Source organism: Candidatus Methylomirabilis sp. (assembly GCA_036000645.1).
Classification (GTDB): Bacteria; Methylomirabilota; Methylomirabilia; order Methylomirabilales; family JACPAU01; genus JACPAU01.
On record DASYVA010000191.1, the window covers coordinates 1 to 18,644 of the forward strand.

Consider the following 18,644-nt stretch of genomic DNA (forward strand, 5'->3'; position numbering starts at 1 on the left):
AAGCCCTTTCCCTCTCGGATCGCATCGCCGTCCTCAATCAAGGGAAGCTCCTCCAGGTCGGGACCCCCAGGGAACTGTATGAGGAGCCGGCAACCCCCTTCGTGGCTGACTTCATCGGGGTGAATAACCTCATCCCGGGAACCGTCGCGGGAGAGCGGGATGGCCTGCTCCGGGTCCAAACGGCCCTGGGGGAGCTTCAGGCCCTCCGGCGCCTGGGCCTGAAGTCCGGCGACCGGTGCCTGCTCTCCGTCCGCCCCGAGAACGCCTCCCTGGCCCCGGCAGGGGGAGACGGAGGGAAGGAGAACCGGATCCCCGGCAAGATCGCCTTCGCCTCCTATCTGGGGAACACCCTTCGCTATGACGTGGAGGCGGCGGGCGGGACCCTCCTGAAGGTGGACGTCCGGGATCCCTGGCGTCACGAGCGGCTGGAGGTGGGGGTGTCCGTGACCGTCCTCTTGCCGGCTGAAGGCACCCTCCCCGTTCCCGCCTAGGCGCAGCCAGCCGGAGGCCCTATGGGTGAGCCTGCTGCCCTCCCAGCGGCGGCAGCGGCCCCGCGCATCCGGACCCGCCTCGCCGCCGTCGGCGGTTTCGCGGCCATCTGGGGCTTTCTCCTCCTGACCCTCCTGTACCCGCTCCTCCGCCTCTTCTACGACGCCTTCTCCAACGACGCCGGTGCCCTCACCCTGGAGAACTTCCGGGAGTTCTTCACCGACGCCTTCTACCTCCGCTCCCTGGTGAACTCGCTCCTCCTCGGCTTTGGGACCGTCCTGACCACCTCGGTGGTGGGAATCGCGGTCGCGATCCTCCTGGTCCGCTACGAGTTCACAGGGCGGGGCCTCTTCTCGTACCTCACCCTCCTCCCGATCATCTCCCCCCCGCTGGTGGGGGTCCTCGGGTTCGTCTTCATCCTGGGGCGCGCGGGGACGGTGAACGTCCTCCTCATGGACTACCTCGGGCTGCGGCACCCCATCAATTTCATGTACGGGGTCCACGGCGTCCTGCTGGTGGAGACCCTGCACCTCTTCCCCATGATCACGCTGAACGTCCTGGACGCGCTCGCGAAGATCGACCGCAGCCTCGAGGAGGCGGCGGAGTCGGTCGGCTCCCGGGGCTGGCGCAAACTCTGGACCATCACCCTCCCGCTCACCACCCCGGGGTACGTCGCGGGAGCCTTGCTGGTCTTCATTTGGACCTTCGCCGACTTCGCCACCCCGCTGGTGGTGGGGGTCCACGAACTGCTCGCCTCCCAGGCCTACCTCAATATCGTGCAGTTTGTGGACCGGCGGATCTTCCGGATGGGGATCGTCATCTCCGCCCTGATGGTGATGCTGGCGATCGTCTTCCTCCTCGCCGCCAAGCAGTACGTGGCCATCAAGGACTATTCCTCCCTGGCCTATTCCCGGGTGGAGCGCCGCCGCCTCTCCCCCGGGAGGCAGGCCCTGGCGGTCGCCTTCCTCAGCCTGCTGATGCTGCTCGCCTTCATCCCGTTCCTGGGGGTCACGCTGGCCGCCTTCGGCAGGGCCTGGTCCCTCACCCCCTTCCCCCTCCAGTACACCCTCGCCTATTTCACGCGGGTGACGGCGGAGACCCCCAAGTACATCCTGAACTCCTTCCTCTACTCCGGTCTGGCCGTCGCCCTCTGCATCGCCGTCGGCGTCCCGATCGCCTGGATCCTGGGCCGGACGAAGGCTCCCGGGAGGGGGCTCCTGGATGCCCTGAACACGCTCATCCTGGCCATCCCGGGGACGGCCATCGGCATCGCCTACATCCGGGCCTTCCACGCCCCCCTCCCCGGCCTGACGGTGGGGCTGACGAGCCTCTGGATCATCATGCCGCTCGTCCTGGCGGTGCGGCGGCTGCCGTACACGGTGCGGGGGTCGTTCAGCTCCCTCCTCCTGGTCCACCGGTCGCTGGAAGAGGCGGCGGGGAGCGTGGGGGCGAGTAAGCTCCGCACGTTCTGGGATATTACCCTCCCCATGATCTGGAAGGGGATCCTCGTGGGTTCCCTCTTCTCCTTCATGACCTCCCTGCAGGAGGCCTCGGCCACCATTTTCCTCAATCTCGGGGGCTGGGAGACGATGACGGTCGGGATCTTCACGTTCTACATCGCCGGCTCCGCGAACGAGGCGGCGGCCCTCTCCTTTATCCTGATCGTCGTGGCCGCCCTGAGCCTCGCCCTGGTCAATCGGGTCGCCGGGGCCCGGATGGGGGGGATGTTCGGGTAACACAAACGACAGAATCAGCGTGACCACGTCCGGGTCCTGTCGCCGGCGCCGCCCCGGCCCCCGGCCCCTCGGGGGAACCCTCCCGTGGTTCCCCCCATCGGCCAAGCGCCGATGGGCCCCCCCTCCGCACCGGGGGCCGTCGGGCGGCATCCGGCGCCACCCGGACTCTGCGTCACACAATTTGCCTCGTTTCCATTAGCCCCAGGTGGCGCGGCCCGCCGGCGCGGGCCGGTGCGTGTACCCTTCACGGAGCCGGGATGCTGGGGACGCTGGTCAACACCGGAACGGTCCTGGTGGGAAGCACGGTCGGGGTCCTCCTCAAGCGGCGCTTCCCCCCCCGTGTTCAGGAAGTGGCCATGCAGGCCGTGGGGGCGGTGACGCTCCTCATCGGCCTGCAGATGGGGCTGGCGGCCGACTCCGGGCGGAAGATCATCGTGGTCCTCCTCAGTTTGGCCGGAGGGGCGATCGTGGGAGAGCTGCTGGACATTCAGGGGGGTCTCGACCGGCTCGGGCAGCGCCTGGAGCGCCGCTTCGCCCGCCCGGGCAATGACCAGTTCGCGCGGGCCTTCGTCACGGCGAGTCTCCTCTTCTGCGTGGGGCCCATGACGATCCTGGGCTCCCTCCAGGACGGGCTCCAGGGAGATGCCACCCTGCTCTTCACGAAGGCGGTCCTGGACGGGATCTCCTCCACCGCCATCGCTGCCAGCCTCGGGTTCGGGACCACCTTCGCGGCCGGGACGGTTTTTTTCTACCAGGGGGCCCTGACGGTAGCGGCGGGCGGCCTCCGGGAGGTGATGACCCCCCCGGTGGTGCAGGCGGTGACCGCCACTGGCGGGCTCATGATCGCGTGCCTCGCGGTCAATATCTGGGGCCTGGCGACGCTCCGGGTGGCGAACATGCTCCCGGGCCTCTTCCTGGCCGGCCTCCTCGCCTGGACACTCGAGCGAGCAGCCCCCCTCTTCTGAGCACTCGAATCCCCAAGCCCCCGGTCCCGGACCTGTCCGACTCTCTCCGCCCGCCCGCGACCAAATTCGCACCCGCTCGTGACGTTCCGCGGAAGCGCGGGGCCGCTCCGAGGGGAGCAGGTAGGGGAGGTTCCCCGCGAAGGGCCCACTTTGTGTAGAGTTCCGGTTCGGATCCCCCACCTTCCCTGCTCCGCGAATCCCTGGCACACAACTTGCTATCTAAAGGTTGGAGACCAGTTGACTCCGAAACCCGAGCGGGGTGACCCCGCACGATACCGGAGGGCAAGCAGTGAAGGAGACCGTCGCTGGCCTGACGCTGCTCCTCGCCGCCGCCGTCGCAGGGCTCCCCGCAGCGGCTGCCGGCGAGCCCCCGTCCGTCGAAGAGGAAGCGACTTCCCGCTCCCTCCCGAACGCCATCCCCGATTTCACCGACGCTGAGACGCTCCGCCACTTCACCCCCGTGGCGCAGGGGCGCCTCTGGGGAAACCCCGACTTCCCCGTGCTGCTGATGCGGGGGCTCGAGCCCACGGACCCGGCCTTCGTCCTGATTGTGCTGGACGCCCGGAATGGCAAGGATACCTGGTCGCTGATCGAAGACCCGATGATCCTGGTGACCGTGGGGAAGCAGGATGAGGCTCCGGAGACCCACGTGGACGAGGGATTCGTCACCCAGGGGACGCCCTCCGGGGCCTACGTGGAGGTGGAGGGGGCGACCCTGAGCGACCTGAGCGGCCTGCTCGAGGGAGGCTACGCTTCGGCTACCAGCCGCAAGACCATGTGAGGCACCCCCCCGCCCCCGACCGTTCGCTGCGCCCTGGCTCTCCGGCCGGGGCGTACGGCTTTAGGGCCGGGGGGCGGCCCCTTCGGCCGGCGCACCGAAAGCCGAAGCCCCCGGCCGCGGCGCGACCGGGGGCTTCGAAGTATCACCACAGGGGGCTGCTCGGGTGGCTGCCGGGGACCCCCTGACGCATCCTCGCGTTCTGCAGGCTAGTACATGTCACCCATGCCGCCGCCGCCGCCGTGCGGCATCGGAGGCGTCTTCTCTTTTTCGGGAATCTCCGTCACCAGGCACTCGGTGGTGATGAGGAGCGCGGCGATGGAGGCCGCGTTCTGCAGCGCCACCCGGGTGACTTTGGTGGGGTCGATGATCCCCGCCTCCATCAGGTCCTCGAAGGCGTTGGTCTCGGCGTTGAACCCGTAGGCCCCTTTGCCGTCCCGGACCTTCTGAACCACGATGGCGCCTTCGGTACCGGCGTTCTCGGCGATCTGGCGGATCGGCTCTTCGAGGGCCCGCCGGACGATCTCGGCCCCGGTCTTCTCGTCCCCTTCGAGCTTGAGGGCCTCGAGGGCCTTCCCCGCCCGCAGAAGGACCACCCCGCCCCCGGGGACGATCCCCTCCTCGACCGCGGCGCGGGTGGCGTTGAGCGCGTCCTCCACCCGGGCCTTCCGCTCTTTCATCTCCACCTCGGTGGCCGCCCCGACCTTAATGACGGCGACCCCGCCGGCGAGCTTGGCCAACCGCTCCTGGAGCTTCTCCCGGTCGTAGTCCGAGGTGGTCTCCTCGATCTGGGTCCGGATCTGCTTGATCCGTCCCTCGATCTCCTTCTGGGAGCCGGCCCCCTCGATCAGCGTGGTGTTCTCCTTGTCCACCACCACCTTCTTGCACTTGCCGAGGTCCTCCAGGCGGATGTTCTCCAGCTTGATCCCCAGCTCCTCGGAGATGACCTCGCCGCCCGTGAGGGTGGCGACGTCCTTCAGCATCTCCTTCCGGCGGTCGCCGAAGCCGGGGGCCTTGACCGCACACGTGGAGAGGGTCCCCCGGAGCTTGTTGACGACCAGGGTGGCGAGGGCCTCTCCCTCCACGTCCTCGGAGATGATGAGCAAGGGCTTCCCCATCTTCGCGATCTGCTCCAGGATGGGGAGGAGGTCCTTCATGTTGCTGATCTTCTTCTCGTGGATGAGGATCAGGGGGTTCTCCAGGACCACTTCCATCCGCTCCGGGTCGGTGACGAAGTAGGGGGAGATGTAGCCCCGGTCGAACTGCATTCCCTCGACCACCTCGAGGGTGGTCTCCATCGCCTTCGCCTCCTCCACGGTGATGACGCCGTCCTTCCCCACCTTTTCCATGGCATCGGCGATGAGGTCCCCGATGGCCTTGTCGTTGTTGGCGGAGATGGTGGCGACCTGGGAGATCTCCTTCTTGCCCTTGGTGGGCTTGGAGAGCTTCTTGATCTCCTCTACCACCGCCTCGACCGCCTTCTCGACCCCCCGCTTCAGCGCCATGGGGTTCGCGCCGGCGGTCACGTTCTTCATCCCCTCCCGGAAGATGGAGTGGGCGAGCGCGGTGGCGGTGGTGGTCCCGTCCCCGGCCACGTCCGAGGTCTTGGAGGCGACCTCCCTGACCATCTGGGCCCCCATGTTCTCGAAGGGGTCCTCGAGCTCGATCTCCTTCGCGACCGTGACCCCGTCCTTGGTGATGACGGGGGCGCCGAACTTCTTGTCGAGGACGACGTTGCGCCCCTTCGGGCCGAGGGTGATCACGACCGCGTGGGCGAGCTTCTCGACGCCCCGCAGGATGGCGCGCCGCGCTTCTTCGTCATACTTGAGCTGCTTGGCTGGCATCGGGCTGGTCCTCCTTGGTGGAGCCGCCGGGCGGGCGGCCGCTTACTTCAGAATCCCGAGGACATCTTCCTCCCGCATGATCAGGTACTCCTCGTCGCCGAGCTTCACCTCGGACCCGGAGTACTTCCCGAAGAGGATCTTGTCCCCCACCTTGACGTCCAGGGGCATGAGCTTGCCGTGGTCGTCCCGCTTCCCGGGGCCCACCGCGATGACCTCCCCCTCCTGGGGCTTCTCCTTCGCCGTGTCCGGGATGATGATGCCGCCCTTCTTGACCTCCTGCTCCTCCAGCCGCTTGATCATGATGCGGTCGTGGAGAGGTTGAATCTTTCGTGCCATGGTCCTGCCCCCTCCCTTCTCCAGGTCTCTAGATCAGTTCGCCAACCCCGTTCCGCCCCCCGGCGGTGGGCGTGATGCCGAACCGCCGGTGCACCACTTCGTGCCGGTCTCACCTCCTCAACATTATGTGTTGGCGGCTTCCACCGTCGTGCTAGGATGCGGCCGATCAGGACCACCTCGGCAGAATGGCCCCAGTTCCGTTGTTGGCACTCTCATCAAGCGAGTGCCAGCACGGCTTAAAGTACTTCCAATATGTCCAGAAATCAAGAGGAAAAAACTCCAAGGGACACCAAAGACTGTGGGAAGAGTCCAATGGATACGATAGGATCAATCTCTTTCTTGATTTTTCTTCGTTTTTCTCCTCTGATCTCACATAAATGGCGATAGATCGTATCGGGATCCAGGTGTCACATACCCAGCTCCGGCCCACCAGGGCCGTCGTGGACCTCGGAGCGATCGCCCACAATGTCCGGAATATCAAGGCCCTGGTGGGAAAGGGCGTCCGCCTCATGGCGGTCGTCAAGGCGGACGCCTACGGCCACGGCCTGGTGCCCGTGGCCCGGACGGCCCTTGGGGCAGGGGCCGAATGGCTCGGGGTGGCCCTTCCGGAGGAGGGGGTAGCCCTCAGGGCAGCCGGGATCACGGCCCCCATCCTCGTCCTCGGGCCGACGGTACCCGCCCAGGCGCAGCTGGTGGCTGGGGCGGGCCTCGACCAGATGGTCCACTCGACCCGGCTCGCAGAGGCCCTCTCCCGCGCGGCCCGGAAAGCGCGCCGCACCCTCCCGGTGCACCTCAAGGTAGAGACGGGGATGGGGCGGGTCGGGGTCCCGGTGGAGGAGGTGGCCGCGCTCGCGGGAGTCATCGGCCGGCTCCCGGGACTTCGCCTGGGGGGCGTGATGACCCACTTTGCGGCGGCCGACGCGCCGGAAGCTGCCCATGCCCGGGAGCAGCTCCGGCACTTTCACAAGGCCCTGGCCTCTGCGCATCTGCGGGCGGGTCCGTCCCTCCTCCGCCACGCCGCCAATAGCGCCGCGACGTTCGCTCTGCCCGAAGCCCGCCTGGACCTGGTCCGGATCGGCATCGCCCTCTACGGCTGTCCCCCGTCGCCCGACGCGTCGCCCCCCATCCCTCTCCGCCCGGCCCTCACCCTGGAGACGCGGGTGGCTCAGGTGCGTTGGGTCCCGGCCGGGACCACCGTCTCCTACGGGTGCACCTTCGTCGCGCCGGCTCGGATGCGCATCGCCACCCTGCCCGTCGGGTACGGGGACGGCTTTCCCCGCCTCCTCAGCAACCGGGGTGCGGTCCTCCTCCGGGGCAAGCGGGCTCCCGTCGTGGGTCGGGTCTGCATGGACATGGTCATGGTGGACGTCACCGGCATCCCGGAGGTGAGCGAGGAGGACCCGGTTGTCCTCCTCGGCGCACAGGGAACGGAGGTCATTCCCGCCGAGGAGTGGGCCGGCCTGGCGGATACCATCTCCTACGAGATCCTCTGCGGCATCACCCCCCGGGTCCCGCGCGTGTATGTGGGAGAAGGCGCGCCGGGAGCGCGTGGGGAGGCCCCCCCAGGAGAACGCCCGAAGAGAGCGCCTCGCTCCCGGCGTGCGGGCCGGCGTCCCTCCCGGCGCCGGGCACCTTGACAAGCCTGAAGGCGCCCAGTATTCTCGGCCAACCTTCGGAATTTTTTGGGCTTTGCGGGCTTGTGGGGGGGCAGGGGGGGCAGAATGGAGGAGGCGCGCCGTGCCCCCGATCCGATTCGGCACCTCGGGCTGGCGGGGGATTCTGGCGGAGGATTTCACCTTTGCCCGGGCCCGGATCGTCACCGCCGCCATCGCCCGCTACGTGAAGGAGAGTGGGCTGGCCGGACGGGGGGTGGTGGTCGGGTACGACACCCGGTTTCTCTCGGAGGCCTTCGCTCGGGAGGCGGCGGCGGGGCTGGCCGTGCGGGGGCTGCCGGTCTATCTCTGCAGCCGGGACACGCCCACCCCGGCCATCGCGACGGAGATCCAGCACCGGAACGCGGCGGGGGGACTCAACATCACCGCTAGCCACAATCCCCCCGAGTACAACGGCATCAAGTTCTCCATGGCCTCGGGCGGCCCGGCCCTCCCGGAGGTGACGGCCGCCATCGAGGCCGAGGCCAACCGGCTCCTGGAGGGCCCACCCCTTCCCCCGGCCGCCCTCGCCGGCCCCCCGGCCGCTCCGATCACCCCCACCGATCCGTCCCCTCCCTACAGAGAGCGCGTCCTCGCGCTCCTGGACATCCCGTGCCTCCGGCGCGCGCGCCTCAAGGTCGTCGTGGACCCCCTGTACGGGACGGGACGGGGCTACCTGGATACCCTCTGCCGCGAGGCCGGCTGCGACGTGACGGTCATCCACGCGTCCCGCGACCCGCTCTTCGGGGGCGGGACGCCCGAGCCCAGCGCCGAGAACCTGGCGGATCTCGCCCGCGCCGTCCGGGAGACGGGGGCGCACCTGGGCCTCGCCACCGACGGCGACGCCGACCGGTTCGGCCTCCTGGACACCGACGGCACCTTCGTCGAGCCCAACTACCTCCTGGGGTTGTTGCTGGACTATCTGGCCGGGACGAGGGGGTGGGAGGGAGGGGTCGCGCGCTCGGTCGCCACGAGCCACCTGGTGGACGCCGCGGCGCGTCGCCGGGGGGTGCCGGTCTACGAGACGCCGGTCGGCTTCAAGTACATCGGCGACCTGCTGACCCAGGGGAAGATCCTCCTGGGCGGGGAGGAGAGCGCCGGCCTCACCGTGCGGGGACATGTCCCGGAGAAGGACGGGATCCTGGCGTGTCTCCTGGCGGCGGAGCTCGTCGCGGCGAGCGGCGGGCTGTCGGTCGCGGCCCTTCTCCAGAATCTCTACCGGGCGGTGGGAACCGTCCTCTGCCGGCGGGTCAACCTCCCCCTCTCCCCGGCGGGCGAGGAGCGCTTGCAGGCAGTCCTCGCCGACCCACCGGAGACCCTTGGCGGGCGGCGGGTCGCCGAGGTGAACCGGCTGGACGGCACGAAGCTCCTCCTGGAGGACGGGAGCTGGGTCCTCCTTCGCCCCTCGGGTACCGAGCCGATGGTCCGGCTCTACGTGGAGGCGTCCTCGCACGAGCGCCTGGATGTCCTCGAGGCGGCGGGGCGCGCGCTCCTGGATTCGCAATGAGCGAGATCGTGGAGGTCCACGCCCGGGAGATCCTGGATTCCCGAGGGAACCCGACCGTGGAGGTGGAGGTCCTGCTGGAGAGCGGGTCCCGGGGGCGGGCGGCGGTCCCGTCCGGCGCCTCCACCGGGGAGCGCGAGGCTCTCGAGCTCCGGGACGGGGACCCGAAGCGCTACCTGGGCCGGGGGGTGCAGAGCGCGGTGGCGAACGTGAACACGGTCCTCGCCCCCGAGGTCATCGGCCTGGAGGGGCTGGATCAGGCGCGGCTGGACCAGGCCCTCTGTGCCCTCGACGGCACCGCCACCAAGGGGCGCCTCGGCGCGAACGCCCTGCTGGGGGTCTCGCTGGCCACGGCCCACGCCGCCGCCGACGAGGTCGGCCTCCCCCTCTACCGCTACCTGGGCGGGGCGCGCGCCCGGACGCTCCCGGTCCCGATGCTGAACCTCCTGAACGGCGGGCGCCACGCCGACACCACCGTGGATCTCCAGGAGTTCATGGTCATGCCCGTGGGGGCCCCCTCCTTTCGGGAGGCGTTACGGATGGGGGCCGAGATCTTCCATCACCTCCGGGCGGCCTTGCGGGCGCGGGGGCACGCCACCGGGGTGGGGGACGAGGGGGGGTTCGCCCCCAACCTCCGGAGCAATGAGGAGGCGGTGGAGGTGCTCCTGGAGGCCATCCAGCGCGCGGGCTACGCCCCCGGTCGGGAGGTCGCGCTGGCGCTGGATCCCGCTGCAAGCGAATTTTACGCGGAGGGCCGCTACCGGCTGGCGGGGGAAGGGGGGCGGGTCCTCAGCCGGGCGGAGATGGTGGAGTTTTACGCCGGGTGGGTGGAGCGCTACCCGATCGTCTCCATCGAGGACGGGTGCGCGGAAGACGACTGGGAGGGATGGACGCTCCTGACGGCGCGGCTGGGGAGGCAGGTCCAGCTCGTGGGGGATGACCTGTTCGTCACCAACCCGACGCTTCTGCGGGAAGGGATCGCCCGAGGCGTGGCGAACGCCATCCTGATCAAGGTGAACCAGATCGGCACCCTCAGCGAGGCCCTGGAGGCGGTGGGGATCGCGGCGCAGGCAAACTACGCCGCCGTCATCTCGCATCGCTCGGGCGAGACGGAGGACACGACGATCGCCGACCTGGCCGTGGCCACGGGGGTGGGGCAGATCAAGGCGGGATCGGTTTCCCGGACGGACCGGGTGGCCAAGTACAACCGGCTCCTCCGCATCGAGGAGGAGCTGGGTGAGGCGGCCCTCTTCGCCGGGCGGGCTCCCCTGAGGGGGGCGGGCGGGCGAGGGGCGTGATGCCGCGGCCCCCCGAGCAGGAGGGGTGGGAGGGTCCCCGGGAGGGTGGGCGCCGCCGCCGGCTCCTCCTGCTGCTGGGCGGATTCGCCCTCGCGCTCCTCCTGGTCTCCCTCTCCGGTGACGGCTCCCTCATCCGGATCTACCGGCTCTCCCGCCAGCGGGCCAGCCTCCTCCAGGATATCGAGCGCCTCCGGGCCGAGAACGCCCGTCTCCGGCTCGAGGTGGGGGCTCTCCAGCAGGACGAGACGCGCCTGGAGGAGATCGCGCGGAGGAAGCTCGGGCTCGTCCGGCCCGGAGAGGTGATCTATCGCTTTGCCCCTCCCCCGGGATCGTCCGCGGAGGAGGGCGATGCCCCGGCAACCTGGTAGGGGACACGGGGTGGCCGGCCCCCGGGAAATCGTGCGCGTGGGTCGGGGAACCGTGGGGGGAAAGGGCTTGCGGCACTGCATCCGGTCCTTTACACTAAAGGGGTTTTCGGGGAGAGAGCGGCTGATCTCGCGGGGCCGGGGGATCCGGGCCGGGTCCCCCGAGGGGGGCGGGGCGCGTGCCTGAGGAGCGGGTCCTGGTTCTGGGAGGCACCGAGGAGGCCCGACAGAGCCTGGCCCGGGCGGTCGCGGAAGCCGGATACGGGGCGGAGACGGTCGCGGACCTGGGCGCGGCACTCGCCGGGATCGAGCGGAGCCCCTGTGCCCTGGTCTTCCTCCTCGTGGGCGGCGCCGCGACGCGGCCGCTCGACCTCCTGGATCGCCTCCTGCAGGTCCGGCCGGAGCAGGCAGTTGTGGTCGTCGGACCGGGGACGGACCCGGAGTTCAGGGCCGGCGCCCTCAAGCGCGGGGCCTACCAGGTCCTGGAGGAGCCACTCGCGGCGGCCGAGGTGGACTGGGTCCTCCGCAATGGCGCCGAGCGGGCCCGTCTGCTGCAGGCCAACGCCGTCCTCCGGCAGGAGGCCTTCCGCGATGACCTCACCGATGCGTACAACCGGCGGTTCATGGAGCGCCACATCGAGGAGGAGCTGGAGCGGGCCCGCCGCTACGAGCGCCCCTTCTCCCTCCTCTTCATGGACCTGGACCACCTGAAGAGCGTCAACGATGCCTACGGCCACCTCTGCGGCAGCAAGGTTCTGATGGAGGTGGCCGGCCTCGTCCAGAAGCACCTGCGCCGGAGCGATAAGATCTTCCGCTTCGGCGGGGACGAGTTTGTGGTCACGCTGCCGGAGACGGACCGGCGGGGGGCCCTGAAGGTGGCGAACCGCCTCCGGGAGGCGGTGAAGGAACACCGGTTCCTGGTGAGCGAGGGGGCGGCCGTCCAGCTCACCGCCTCCTTCGGTCTCGCGACCTTCCCCCAAGACGGGATGGCCCCGGACCAGCTCCTCCGCCACGCCGACCAGGCGATGTATTTAATCAAGTCCACGTCCCGGGACGGCGTGGGCGTGAAAGACCTCCCGTGAAACGGATTGCCATCCTGGGCTCTACCGGGTCCATCGGGACCCAAGCGCTTGCCCTGGCCGCCCGCCACCCGGAGCGGTTTCGGGTCGTCGGCCTGGCCGCCCGCGACAACCTGGAGCGCCTCGCGGAGCAGGTGCGGGCCTTCCGCCCCTCCCTCGTGTCGGTGGGAACGGCAGAGGGGGCCGCAGCCCTCCGGAGCCGCCTGGACGGGGCAGGACCCGAGATCCTCTGGGGAGAGGCCGGGCTCCTCCGGGTTGCCACCGAGCCCGAGGCCGATCTGGTCCTCTCTGCGGTGGTGGGGGCGGCGGGACTCCTGCCCACGTTCGCCGCCGTGCGGGCGGGAAAGACGGTCGCCCTGGCCAACAAGGAGGCCCTGGTAGCCGCCGGGGAGCTGATCACGGCCGAGGCGGCCCGGCGGAAGGTTCGGCTCCTCCCCGTCGACAGCGAGCACTCGGCCATCTTCCAGTGCCTCGAGCGGGGCGGGGGGGCGTGCCTCCGGTCGGTCATCCTCACCGGCTCGGGCGGCCCGTTCCGGACCCGGCCGAAGGAGTCCCTCGCGGCGGTCACGCCCGGGGAGGCCCTCCGGCACCCCCGCTGGACCATGGGGAAGAAGATCACCGTGGACTCCGCCACCCTGATGAACAAGGGGCTGGAGGTCATCGAGGCCCACTGGCTCTTCGGTCTCCCCGTCGAGGCGATCCGGGTCCTGGTCCACCCCGAGAGCATCGTCCACTCCCTGGTGGAGTACGTGGACGGTTCGCTGCTGGCCCAGTTGAGCATCACGGACATGGGGCTGCCGATCCTGTACGCCCTCACCCATCCGGAACGCCTCCCCAACCACTTCCCGACGCTGGATCTGGCCCGCGTGGCCAGCCTCAGCTTCGAGGAGGTGGACCACGATCGGTTCCCCTGCCTGGGGTACGCCTACGCTGCCGCCCGGGCCGGGGGGACCGCCCCGGTGGTCCTCAACGCGGCAAACGAGGTGGCCGTCGGCCTCTTCCTCCGGGAGGTGATTCCCTTCACCGGCATCCCCCGCCTCATCGCCGAGGCCCTGGACCGCCACCCCGTCCGGCCGGTGGGGAGCGTGGAGGAGGTCCTGGCCGCCGACGGCGAAGTCCGGACCGCGCTCCTCGCCCGCTACGGCTGCGCCCAGGCCGCCCACTCGTGAGGATACCCCGGCCATGACTCCCGGGATGATCATCTCCGCCATCATCACCCTCGGCGTCCTCATTTTCATTCACGAGCTGGGCCACTTCCTGGTGGCCAAGCGCCTCCGGGTCGGCGTCCTGAAGTTCTCCCTGGGATTCGGGAAGCGGCTCTGGGGGTTCCGGGTCGGGGAGACGGAGTACCTCCTCTCGGCCATCCCCCTCGGCGGCTACGTGAAGATGGTGGGGGAGGACCCCCGGGAAGTGCGGGAGGGGCTCGACGGGACCGCCACGGACGCCGAAGGGCGGCCCCTGGATCTGGCCAAGTCCTTCGCGCACAAGCCGGTCTGGGCGCGGGCGCTCATCATCCTGGCGGGGCCGGGGGCGAATTTCCTCCTGGCTGTCGTGATCTTCTGGGTGATCTTCATGGCGGTCGGCCGGCCTCTCCCGGAGCCGGTCCTCGGCCCCCCGGCCGTCGGCTCGCCAGCCGCCGCCGCCGGGCTGAAGGAAGGGGACCGGATCCGGGCCATGGACGGGGACCCGGTCCGGGGGTGGGAAGAGATCGCCTCCCACATCCAGCAGGGGCGCGGGGTGCCCGTCAGCCTCACCGTGGAGCGCGCCGGGGAGACCCGGGCGGTGCAGGTGACCCCGGTGGCGAAGATGGTCGTGAGCCATGTCCTGACGGCCCAGGTGGGACGGGTCACGCCGGGATTCCCGGCAGAGGCGGCCGGCCTCCAGCGGGAGGACCGGATCGTCGCCATCAACGGGCAGGCGGTGGAAACCTGGCCCGACCTGGCCCGGGTCATCCATGCCAGTGCGGGCCGGCCCGTGACCCTCGCCGTGCAGCGGGGGGCGGAGCGGTTCGAGGTGACGGTCACCCCGCGCCCGAGTCGCCCGCCCGACGACCCCGAGGGGCGGGAGATCGGCCTCATCGGCATCGAGCCGATCAGCGAGGTCGTCCGGAAGGAGTCGCAGGTCTGGGACCTGGGGATCGGCCCCGCCTTCGAGCGGCTGAGTCCGCTGGCCGCGCTGACCGAGGGGGTGCGCCGGACCGTGGACGTATCGGTGACCGTCCTCTGGTTCCTCGGAAAGCTCCTGCAGGGGGCGCTGCCCGCCCAGACCATCGGCGGCCCCCTCACCATCGTCCTGATGGCCGGCGAACAGGCCCAACAGGGCTTCCTCTACCTGGTGACGTTCACCGCCGCCATCTCGATCAACCTGGCGATCCTGAACCTCCTCCCCATCCCGATCCTGGACGGGGGCCACCTCCTCTTCGCCGCCATCGAGGCGATTCGAGGGGAGCCGGTGAGTGTCCGCCGGCGGGAGATGGCCCAGAAGGTGGGCCTGGTCGTGCTGGCCGCCATCATGGTGTTCGCTCTGTACAACGACCTCTTCCGGGTCTTCGGATTCTAGACCGCTTGCCCGCGAGGACGCCCATGGCAGGACGCGCGACGCAACCGATCATCCGGCGCAAGACGCGGCAGATCCAGGTCGGCCCCGTCCGGGTGGGTGGGGACGCCCCGATCTCCGTCCAGTCCATGACCAAGACCGACACCCGGGACGTGACCGCGACCGTGGACGCCATCTGGGCGCTGGAGGCGGCGGGCTGCGAGATCGTCCGGCTGGCCGTCCCCGACGCGGAGGCCGCGGCGGCCCTTCCGGCCATCCGGCGGCAGATCCGGATCCCGCTCATTGCCGACATCCACTTCGACTACCGGCTGGCCCTCAAGGCCCTCGAGGCGGGGGTGGACTGCCTGCGCCTGAACCCCGGCAACATCGGGGGAAAGCCGCGGGTCATGGAGGTGGTGCGGGCAGCCTCCGAGCGGACGGTCCCGATCCGGATCGGGGTGAACGCCGGCTCCCTGGAGAAGGAGCTCCTCCGCCGCGACGGCGAGCCCACGCCCGAGGCGATGGTGGAGAGCGCCCTCAAGCACATCCGGATCCTGGAGGAGTGCCAGTACCCGGAGATCAAGATCTCCCTGAAGGCCTCCGACCCCCTCATGATGATCCAGGCCTACCGGCTGCTGGCCGGGCAGGTGGACTACCCGTTCCACCTGGGGGTGACGGAGGCCGGGACCGCCTTCGCGGGGACGATCAAGTCCGCCGTGGGGATCGGGACTCTCCTGGCCGAGGGGATCGGGGACACCATCCGGGTCTCCCTGACCGAGGACTCGGTGGAGGAGATCAAAGCCGGCTTCGAGATCCTCAAAGCCCTCGGCCTCCGGCAGCGGGGGATGAACGTCATCTCCTGCCCCTCCTGCGGCCGGGTGGAGATTGACCTGCTCGGCCTCACCAAGGAGGTGGAGAAGCGCCTGGCCGCCCTCGGAATCCATAAGGCGCTGAACGTGGCGGTCATGGGCTGCGCGGTGAACGGGCCGGGGGAGGCGCGGGGCGCCGACATCGGCATCGCCGGGGGCAACGGGGTGGGGATCCTGATCAAGAAGGGGCAGATCATCCGGAAGGTCAAGGAGGCGGAGCTCGCCGACGCCCTGGTGGAGGAGATCCAGCGGATGGCGGCGGCGGGCCTCCTGGAGGAAGCCGATCCCGGGACCGGGGTGGCGGTCACGGCCCCCAGAGCCTTCCCGCCCGACGACCCGCTCCAGGTCTTCTATTCGAACGACTGACGCCCGCGGGAGCCGCGGGGAGGGGAGGAGCCGCCGGGTTCCTCCCTTTCTGTTCCCGCCGGGCCGGGGGAGAGGATGGGGCAATACGAGCGGCACGTCTTCGTCTGCACGGGCGGGGAGACCTGCCCGCTCCAGGGAGACACGCCCTCCTACGTCCAGTGGCTCCGGGACGGCCTGCGCGCCCATGGCCTCGGCGCCCGGGTCCGGATCAACAAGAGCGGCTGCTTCGACCAGTGCGGCAACGGTCCCATGATCGTGGTCTACCCGGAGAACGTCTGGTACTGTGGGGTCCGGTTCGAGGACCTGCCCGAGATCCTCGATGAGCACCTGGTGTGCGGCCGCCCGGTCGCGCGCCTCCGGTACGTCGCCCCGCCGGGGAAGAACAAGAACGCGGAGAAGATGATGGCGGCCCAGGAGGCCGCCGCCACCCGCCGGGGACAAGGCTAGTGTCACTCACACGACGCCTCCCGTGCCGGGCCAAATGAGGCGACGTCAGTTGGCCCGGCACTAGGGGGCCCGGTCGCGAGGGAGCAGAGTGCGCTGGTCCCGCTCGCTGATCCCGACGCTGAAGGAGGACCCGGCCGATGCCGAGGCCGTGAGCCACAAGCTCATGGTCCGCGGGGGATTCGTCCGCCAGCTCGCCGCGGGGATCTACGTCTACCTCCCGCTCGGCCAGCGGGTCCTCGACAAGGTAAATGCCATCCTCCGGGAGGAGATGAACCGGATCGGGGGGCAGGAGCTCACCATGCCGGTCCTGCATCCTGCCGAGCTGTGGCAACAGAGCGGCCGGTGGGAGGCGATCGGCGACGAGATGTTCCGCCTCAAGGACCGAAACCGGCGCGACATGTGCCTGGGGATGACCCACGAGGAGGTCATCGCCTGGATCGCCGCGAAGGAGATCCGCTCCTACCGGGACCTGCCCCAGATTTGGTACCAGATCCAGACGAAGGAGCGGGACGAGGCCCGGCCGAAGAGCGGGGTTCTCCGGACCCGGGAATTCCTGATGAAAGACTCCTACTCCCTGGACGTGGACGCGGCGGCCCTGGACAAGGCCTACGAGCTGCACCGGCAGGCCTACTGTCGGATCTTCGACCGCTGCGGCCTCCGGTACCACGTGGTGCAGAGCGATCCGGGCATGATGGGCGGAGCCGGCGCCCACGAGTTCATGGCGGCAAGCCCGGCCGGCGAGGACCAGGTTGCCCTCTGCGCCGCGTGCGGGTACGCCGCCAACCTGGAGCTGGCCACCTCCCGGCCGCTGCCCCCGGAAGCGCCCGGCTGGACGGGCCCGGAGGAGGTGGCAACCCCGGGCGCCCGCACCATCGAGGAGGTGGCCGCCTTCCTTCGGATCGATCCCCGCCTCACGCTGAAGACCCTGATGGTCGTGGGACGGGAGGGGCCGGTGCTCTGCTGCCTCCGGGGGGATCACGCTCTCCACGAGCGGAAGCTCTTCCGCGTCCTGGGGGAGTTCCGGCCGGCCCACCGGGATGAGGTGAAGGAGTACGCGGGAGTGGAAGCGGGATTCCTGGGGCCGGTCGGGCAGCGGCTCCCCATGCTGGCCGACGAGGCCCTCCGGGAGGGGGTGTACGTCGCGGGGGCCAACAAGCCGGACACGCACGTCCGAGGGATCGTCCCGGGGAAGCACTTCCCGGCGCGCTTCGCGGACCTCCGGGCGGTCCTGCCGGGGGAGAGCTGTTCCCGATGCGGCAAGCCGCTCGCGGTCGAGCGGGTCATCGAGGTCGGCAACATCTTCAAGCTCGGGACGAAGTACTCCGCTGCGCTGAAGGCGGTCTACCTGGACGAGGCGGGGCAGGAGCGGCCGATCGTCATGGGGTCCTACGGGATCGGGCCGGCGCGGATTGCCGCCGCGGCCATCGAGCAGAACCATGACAAGAGCGGGATCATCTGGCCCGAGACCATCGCCCCGTTCGCCGTCCACCTGGTGGTGGTGAACATGAAGGAGGCGGCGATGGCGGAGGTGGGGGAGCGCCTCTACGGGGCCGCGGAGGCGGCCGGCCTCGAGATCCTCTTCGACGACCGGGACGAGCGCCCGGGGGTCAAGTTCAAGGACGCCGATTTGCTGGGGATCCCCTACCGGGTCACGGTGGGCACGCGGGCGGTGCGGGACGGCCTCGTGGAGATCCGCCGCCGGCGGGACGGGCAGGAGTGGGCCCTCCCGGAAGGGGAGATCCTGCCGCGGCTCCGGGCCCTCCTCCGGGGGGCGTAGGGTGCGGGGCGGCCCGGGGGCGCTCCCTGTCTCGCTTCTCCGCTACGGGCCGGCCCTCCTCTGGATGGGCGTGATTTTCTTCTTCTCGACCGACCTCTTCTCCAGCGGCGAGACGGGGCGGTTCCTGCTCCCCTTCCTGGCCCGGCTCTTCCCCTGGGCCGCGCCGGAGACGCTCGACCTCCTGCACGGGGGCCTCCGAAAGGTCGGGCACCTCACGGAGTACGCCGTCCTCGCGCTCCTCTGGTACCGGGCCCGGGCCTACCGGACGGCCGCCTGGGCCCCGGAGGCGGGGCGCCTCGCGCTCCTGGTGGCGGTGGCGTACGCCGTCACGGACGAGGGCCACCAGGCCTTCGTGGCGAGCCGGAGCGGGAGCATCGTGGACATGGCCATCGACGCCGCCGGCGCCGCCGCCGCCGTCCTCCTGCTGCGCGGGAGCGCGGAGGCGCGCGCGGCGCTGGCGCGCCGCTAAGGCTGAAACACGCCGGGCCGGGGGGTTCCCCGGCCCGGGCGCTTCTCAAGAGATTCCGCCGGTGGCGGCTAGTCCTTCGCCGGCGTCTTGGACTCCTTGGAGTCGGCGGAAGAGGGGGCCGCTGCCCCCCCGTTT

The 18,644-nt window shown here is 70.1% G+C and carries 16 protein-coding genes and 1 pseudogene; 15 read left to right on the forward strand and 2 right to left on the reverse strand.

Features of this window, described 5'->3' with window-relative positions:
- The 4 genes from VGT06_10785 to VGT06_10800 all read left to right on the forward strand — a co-directional run.
- Positions 1 to 491 (forward strand): TOBE domain-containing protein (locus tag VGT06_10785; protein ID HEV8663606.1); only part of this gene is annotated, 491 nt, incomplete at its 5' end.
- Between the two features lie 21 nt (positions 492 to 512).
- The gene (locus VGT06_10790) at positions 513 to 2,225 is read left to right on the forward strand and encodes an iron ABC transporter permease (GenBank protein ID HEV8663607.1); all 1,713 of its coding nucleotides are present in this window, start codon (positions 513 to 515) and stop codon (positions 2,223 to 2,225) included.
- 257 nt (positions 2,226 to 2,482) lie between these two features.
- The gene (locus tag VGT06_10795; protein ID HEV8663608.1) at positions 2,483 to 3,190 is read left to right on the forward strand and encodes a DUF554 domain-containing protein; all 708 of its coding nucleotides are present in this window, start codon (positions 2,483 to 2,485) and stop codon (positions 3,188 to 3,190) included.
- Positions 3,191 to 3,479: 289 nt separating this feature from the next.
- Positions 3,480 to 3,971, forward strand: coding sequence for a hypothetical protein (locus VGT06_10800; protein ID HEV8663609.1), 492 nt, complete (start codon positions 3,480 to 3,482; stop codon positions 3,969 to 3,971).
- Positions 3,972 to 4,177: 206 nt separating this feature from the next.
- Here VGT06_10800 and groL read toward each other — a convergent pair whose 3' ends face one another.
- Together groL and groES are read right to left on the reverse strand one after the other, a co-directional pair.
- Entirely contained in the window at positions 4,178 to 5,812 is a 1,635-nt protein-coding gene (groL, locus tag VGT06_10805) for a chaperonin GroEL (protein ID HEV8663610.1), read from the reverse strand.
- Positions 5,813 to 5,854: 42 nt separating this feature from the next.
- A complete protein-coding gene (gene groES, locus VGT06_10810) occupies positions 5,855 to 6,148 on the reverse strand; it encodes a co-chaperone GroES (protein ID HEV8663611.1) in 294 nt (97 codons plus the stop codon).
- A 377-nt stretch (positions 6,149 to 6,525) separates the two neighbouring features.
- Between groES and alr the strand changes: the two genes are divergently transcribed.
- The 11 genes and pseudogenes from alr to VGT06_10865 all read left to right on the forward strand — a co-directional run bounded on the left by alr (position 6,526) and on the right by VGT06_10865 (position 18,509).
- Positions 6,526 to 7,785: an alanine racemase gene (gene alr, locus VGT06_10815; GenBank protein ID HEV8663612.1), complete on the forward strand. Its 1,260-nt coding sequence runs from the start codon at positions 6,526 to 6,528 to the stop codon at positions 7,783 to 7,785.
- A gap of 100 nt (positions 7,786 to 7,885) precedes the next feature.
- Positions 7,886 to 9,307 (forward strand): phosphoglucomutase/phosphomannomutase family protein, encoded by a 1,422-nt coding sequence (locus VGT06_10820; GenBank protein ID HEV8663613.1) that lies wholly within the window; start codon positions 7,886 to 7,888, stop codon positions 9,305 to 9,307.
- Positions 9,304 to 10,602: a phosphopyruvate hydratase gene (eno, locus tag VGT06_10825; GenBank protein HEV8663614.1), complete on the forward strand. Its 1,299-nt coding sequence runs from the start codon at positions 9,304 to 9,306 to the stop codon at positions 10,600 to 10,602. Before VGT06_10820 ends, eno begins: the two co-directional genes overlap by 4 nt.
- Positions 10,602 to 10,970 (forward strand): septum formation initiator family protein, encoded by a 369-nt coding sequence (locus tag VGT06_10830; GenBank protein ID HEV8663615.1) that lies wholly within the window; start codon positions 10,602 to 10,604, stop codon positions 10,968 to 10,970. The genes eno and VGT06_10830 overlap by 1 nt, the downstream gene beginning before the upstream one ends.
- Before the next feature lie 176 nt (positions 10,971 to 11,146).
- Positions 11,147 to 12,049 (forward strand): diguanylate cyclase, encoded by a 903-nt coding sequence (locus VGT06_10835; protein HEV8663616.1) that lies wholly within the window; start codon positions 11,147 to 11,149, stop codon positions 12,047 to 12,049.
- Positions 12,046 to 13,215, forward strand: coding sequence for a 1-deoxy-D-xylulose-5-phosphate reductoisomerase (locus tag VGT06_10840; GenBank protein ID HEV8663617.1), 1,170 nt, complete (start codon positions 12,046 to 12,048; stop codon positions 13,213 to 13,215). The genes VGT06_10835 and VGT06_10840 overlap by 4 nt, the downstream gene beginning before the upstream one ends.
- A 13-nt stretch (positions 13,216 to 13,228) precedes the next feature.
- Positions 13,229 to 14,605 carry an RIP metalloprotease RseP gene (gene rseP, locus VGT06_10845; protein HEV8663618.1) on the forward strand — a complete coding sequence of 459 codons (1,377 nt, stop codon included), beginning with the start codon at positions 13,229 to 13,231 and terminating at the stop codon, positions 14,603 to 14,605.
- A 23-nt stretch (positions 14,606 to 14,628) separates the two neighbouring features.
- A pseudogene (gene ispG / locus VGT06_10850) lies at positions 14,629 to 15,711 on the forward strand (flavodoxin-dependent (E)-4-hydroxy-3-methylbut-2-enyl-diphosphate synthase).
- Positions 15,712 to 15,891: 180 nt separating this feature from the next.
- On the forward strand, positions 15,892 to 16,263 hold the full coding sequence (locus VGT06_10855) for a (2Fe-2S) ferredoxin domain-containing protein (GenBank protein HEV8663619.1): 372 nt from the start codon (positions 15,892 to 15,894) through the stop codon (positions 16,261 to 16,263).
- A gap of 88 nt (positions 16,264 to 16,351) precedes the next feature.
- Entirely contained in the window at positions 16,352 to 18,040 is a 1,689-nt protein-coding gene (locus VGT06_10860) for a proline--tRNA ligase (GenBank protein ID HEV8663620.1), read from the forward strand.
- Position 18,041: 1 nt separating this feature from the next.
- Complete coding sequence (locus VGT06_10865) at positions 18,042 to 18,509, forward strand: VanZ family protein (protein HEV8663621.1); 468 nt, start codon at positions 18,042 to 18,044, stop codon at positions 18,507 to 18,509.
- Positions 18,510 to 18,644 lie beyond the last annotated feature (135 nt).

Bases quoted from the DNA above. Each gene is read 5' to 3' on its own strand.
- VGT06_10790 (HEV8663607.1), top strand. From the start codon at position 513: ATGGGTGAGCCTGCTGCCCTCCCAGCGGCGGCAGCGGCCCCGCGCATC.
- VGT06_10795 (HEV8663608.1), top strand. From the start codon at position 2,483: ATGCTGGGGACGCTGGTCAACACCGGAACGGTCCTGGTGGGAAGCACG.
- groL (HEV8663610.1), bottom strand. From the start codon at position 5,812: ATGCCAGCCAAGCAGCTCAAGTATGACGAAGAAGCGCGGCGCGCCATC.
- groES (HEV8663611.1), bottom strand. From the start codon at position 6,148: ATGGCACGAAAGATTCAACCTCTCCACGACCGCATCATGATCAAGCGG.
- alr (HEV8663612.1), top strand. From the start codon at position 6,526: ATGGCGATAGATCGTATCGGGATCCAGGTGTCACATACCCAGCTCCGG.
- eno (HEV8663614.1), top strand. From the start codon at position 9,304: ATGAGCGAGATCGTGGAGGTCCACGCCCGGGAGATCCTGGATTCCCGA.
- VGT06_10830 (HEV8663615.1), top strand. From the start codon at position 10,602: ATGCCGCGGCCCCCCGAGCAGGAGGGGTGGGAGGGTCCCCGGGAGGGT.
- rseP (HEV8663618.1), top strand. From the start codon at position 13,229: ATGACTCCCGGGATGATCATCTCCGCCATCATCACCCTCGGCGTCCTC.
- VGT06_10855 (HEV8663619.1), top strand. From the start codon at position 15,892: ATGGGGCAATACGAGCGGCACGTCTTCGTCTGCACGGGCGGGGAGACC.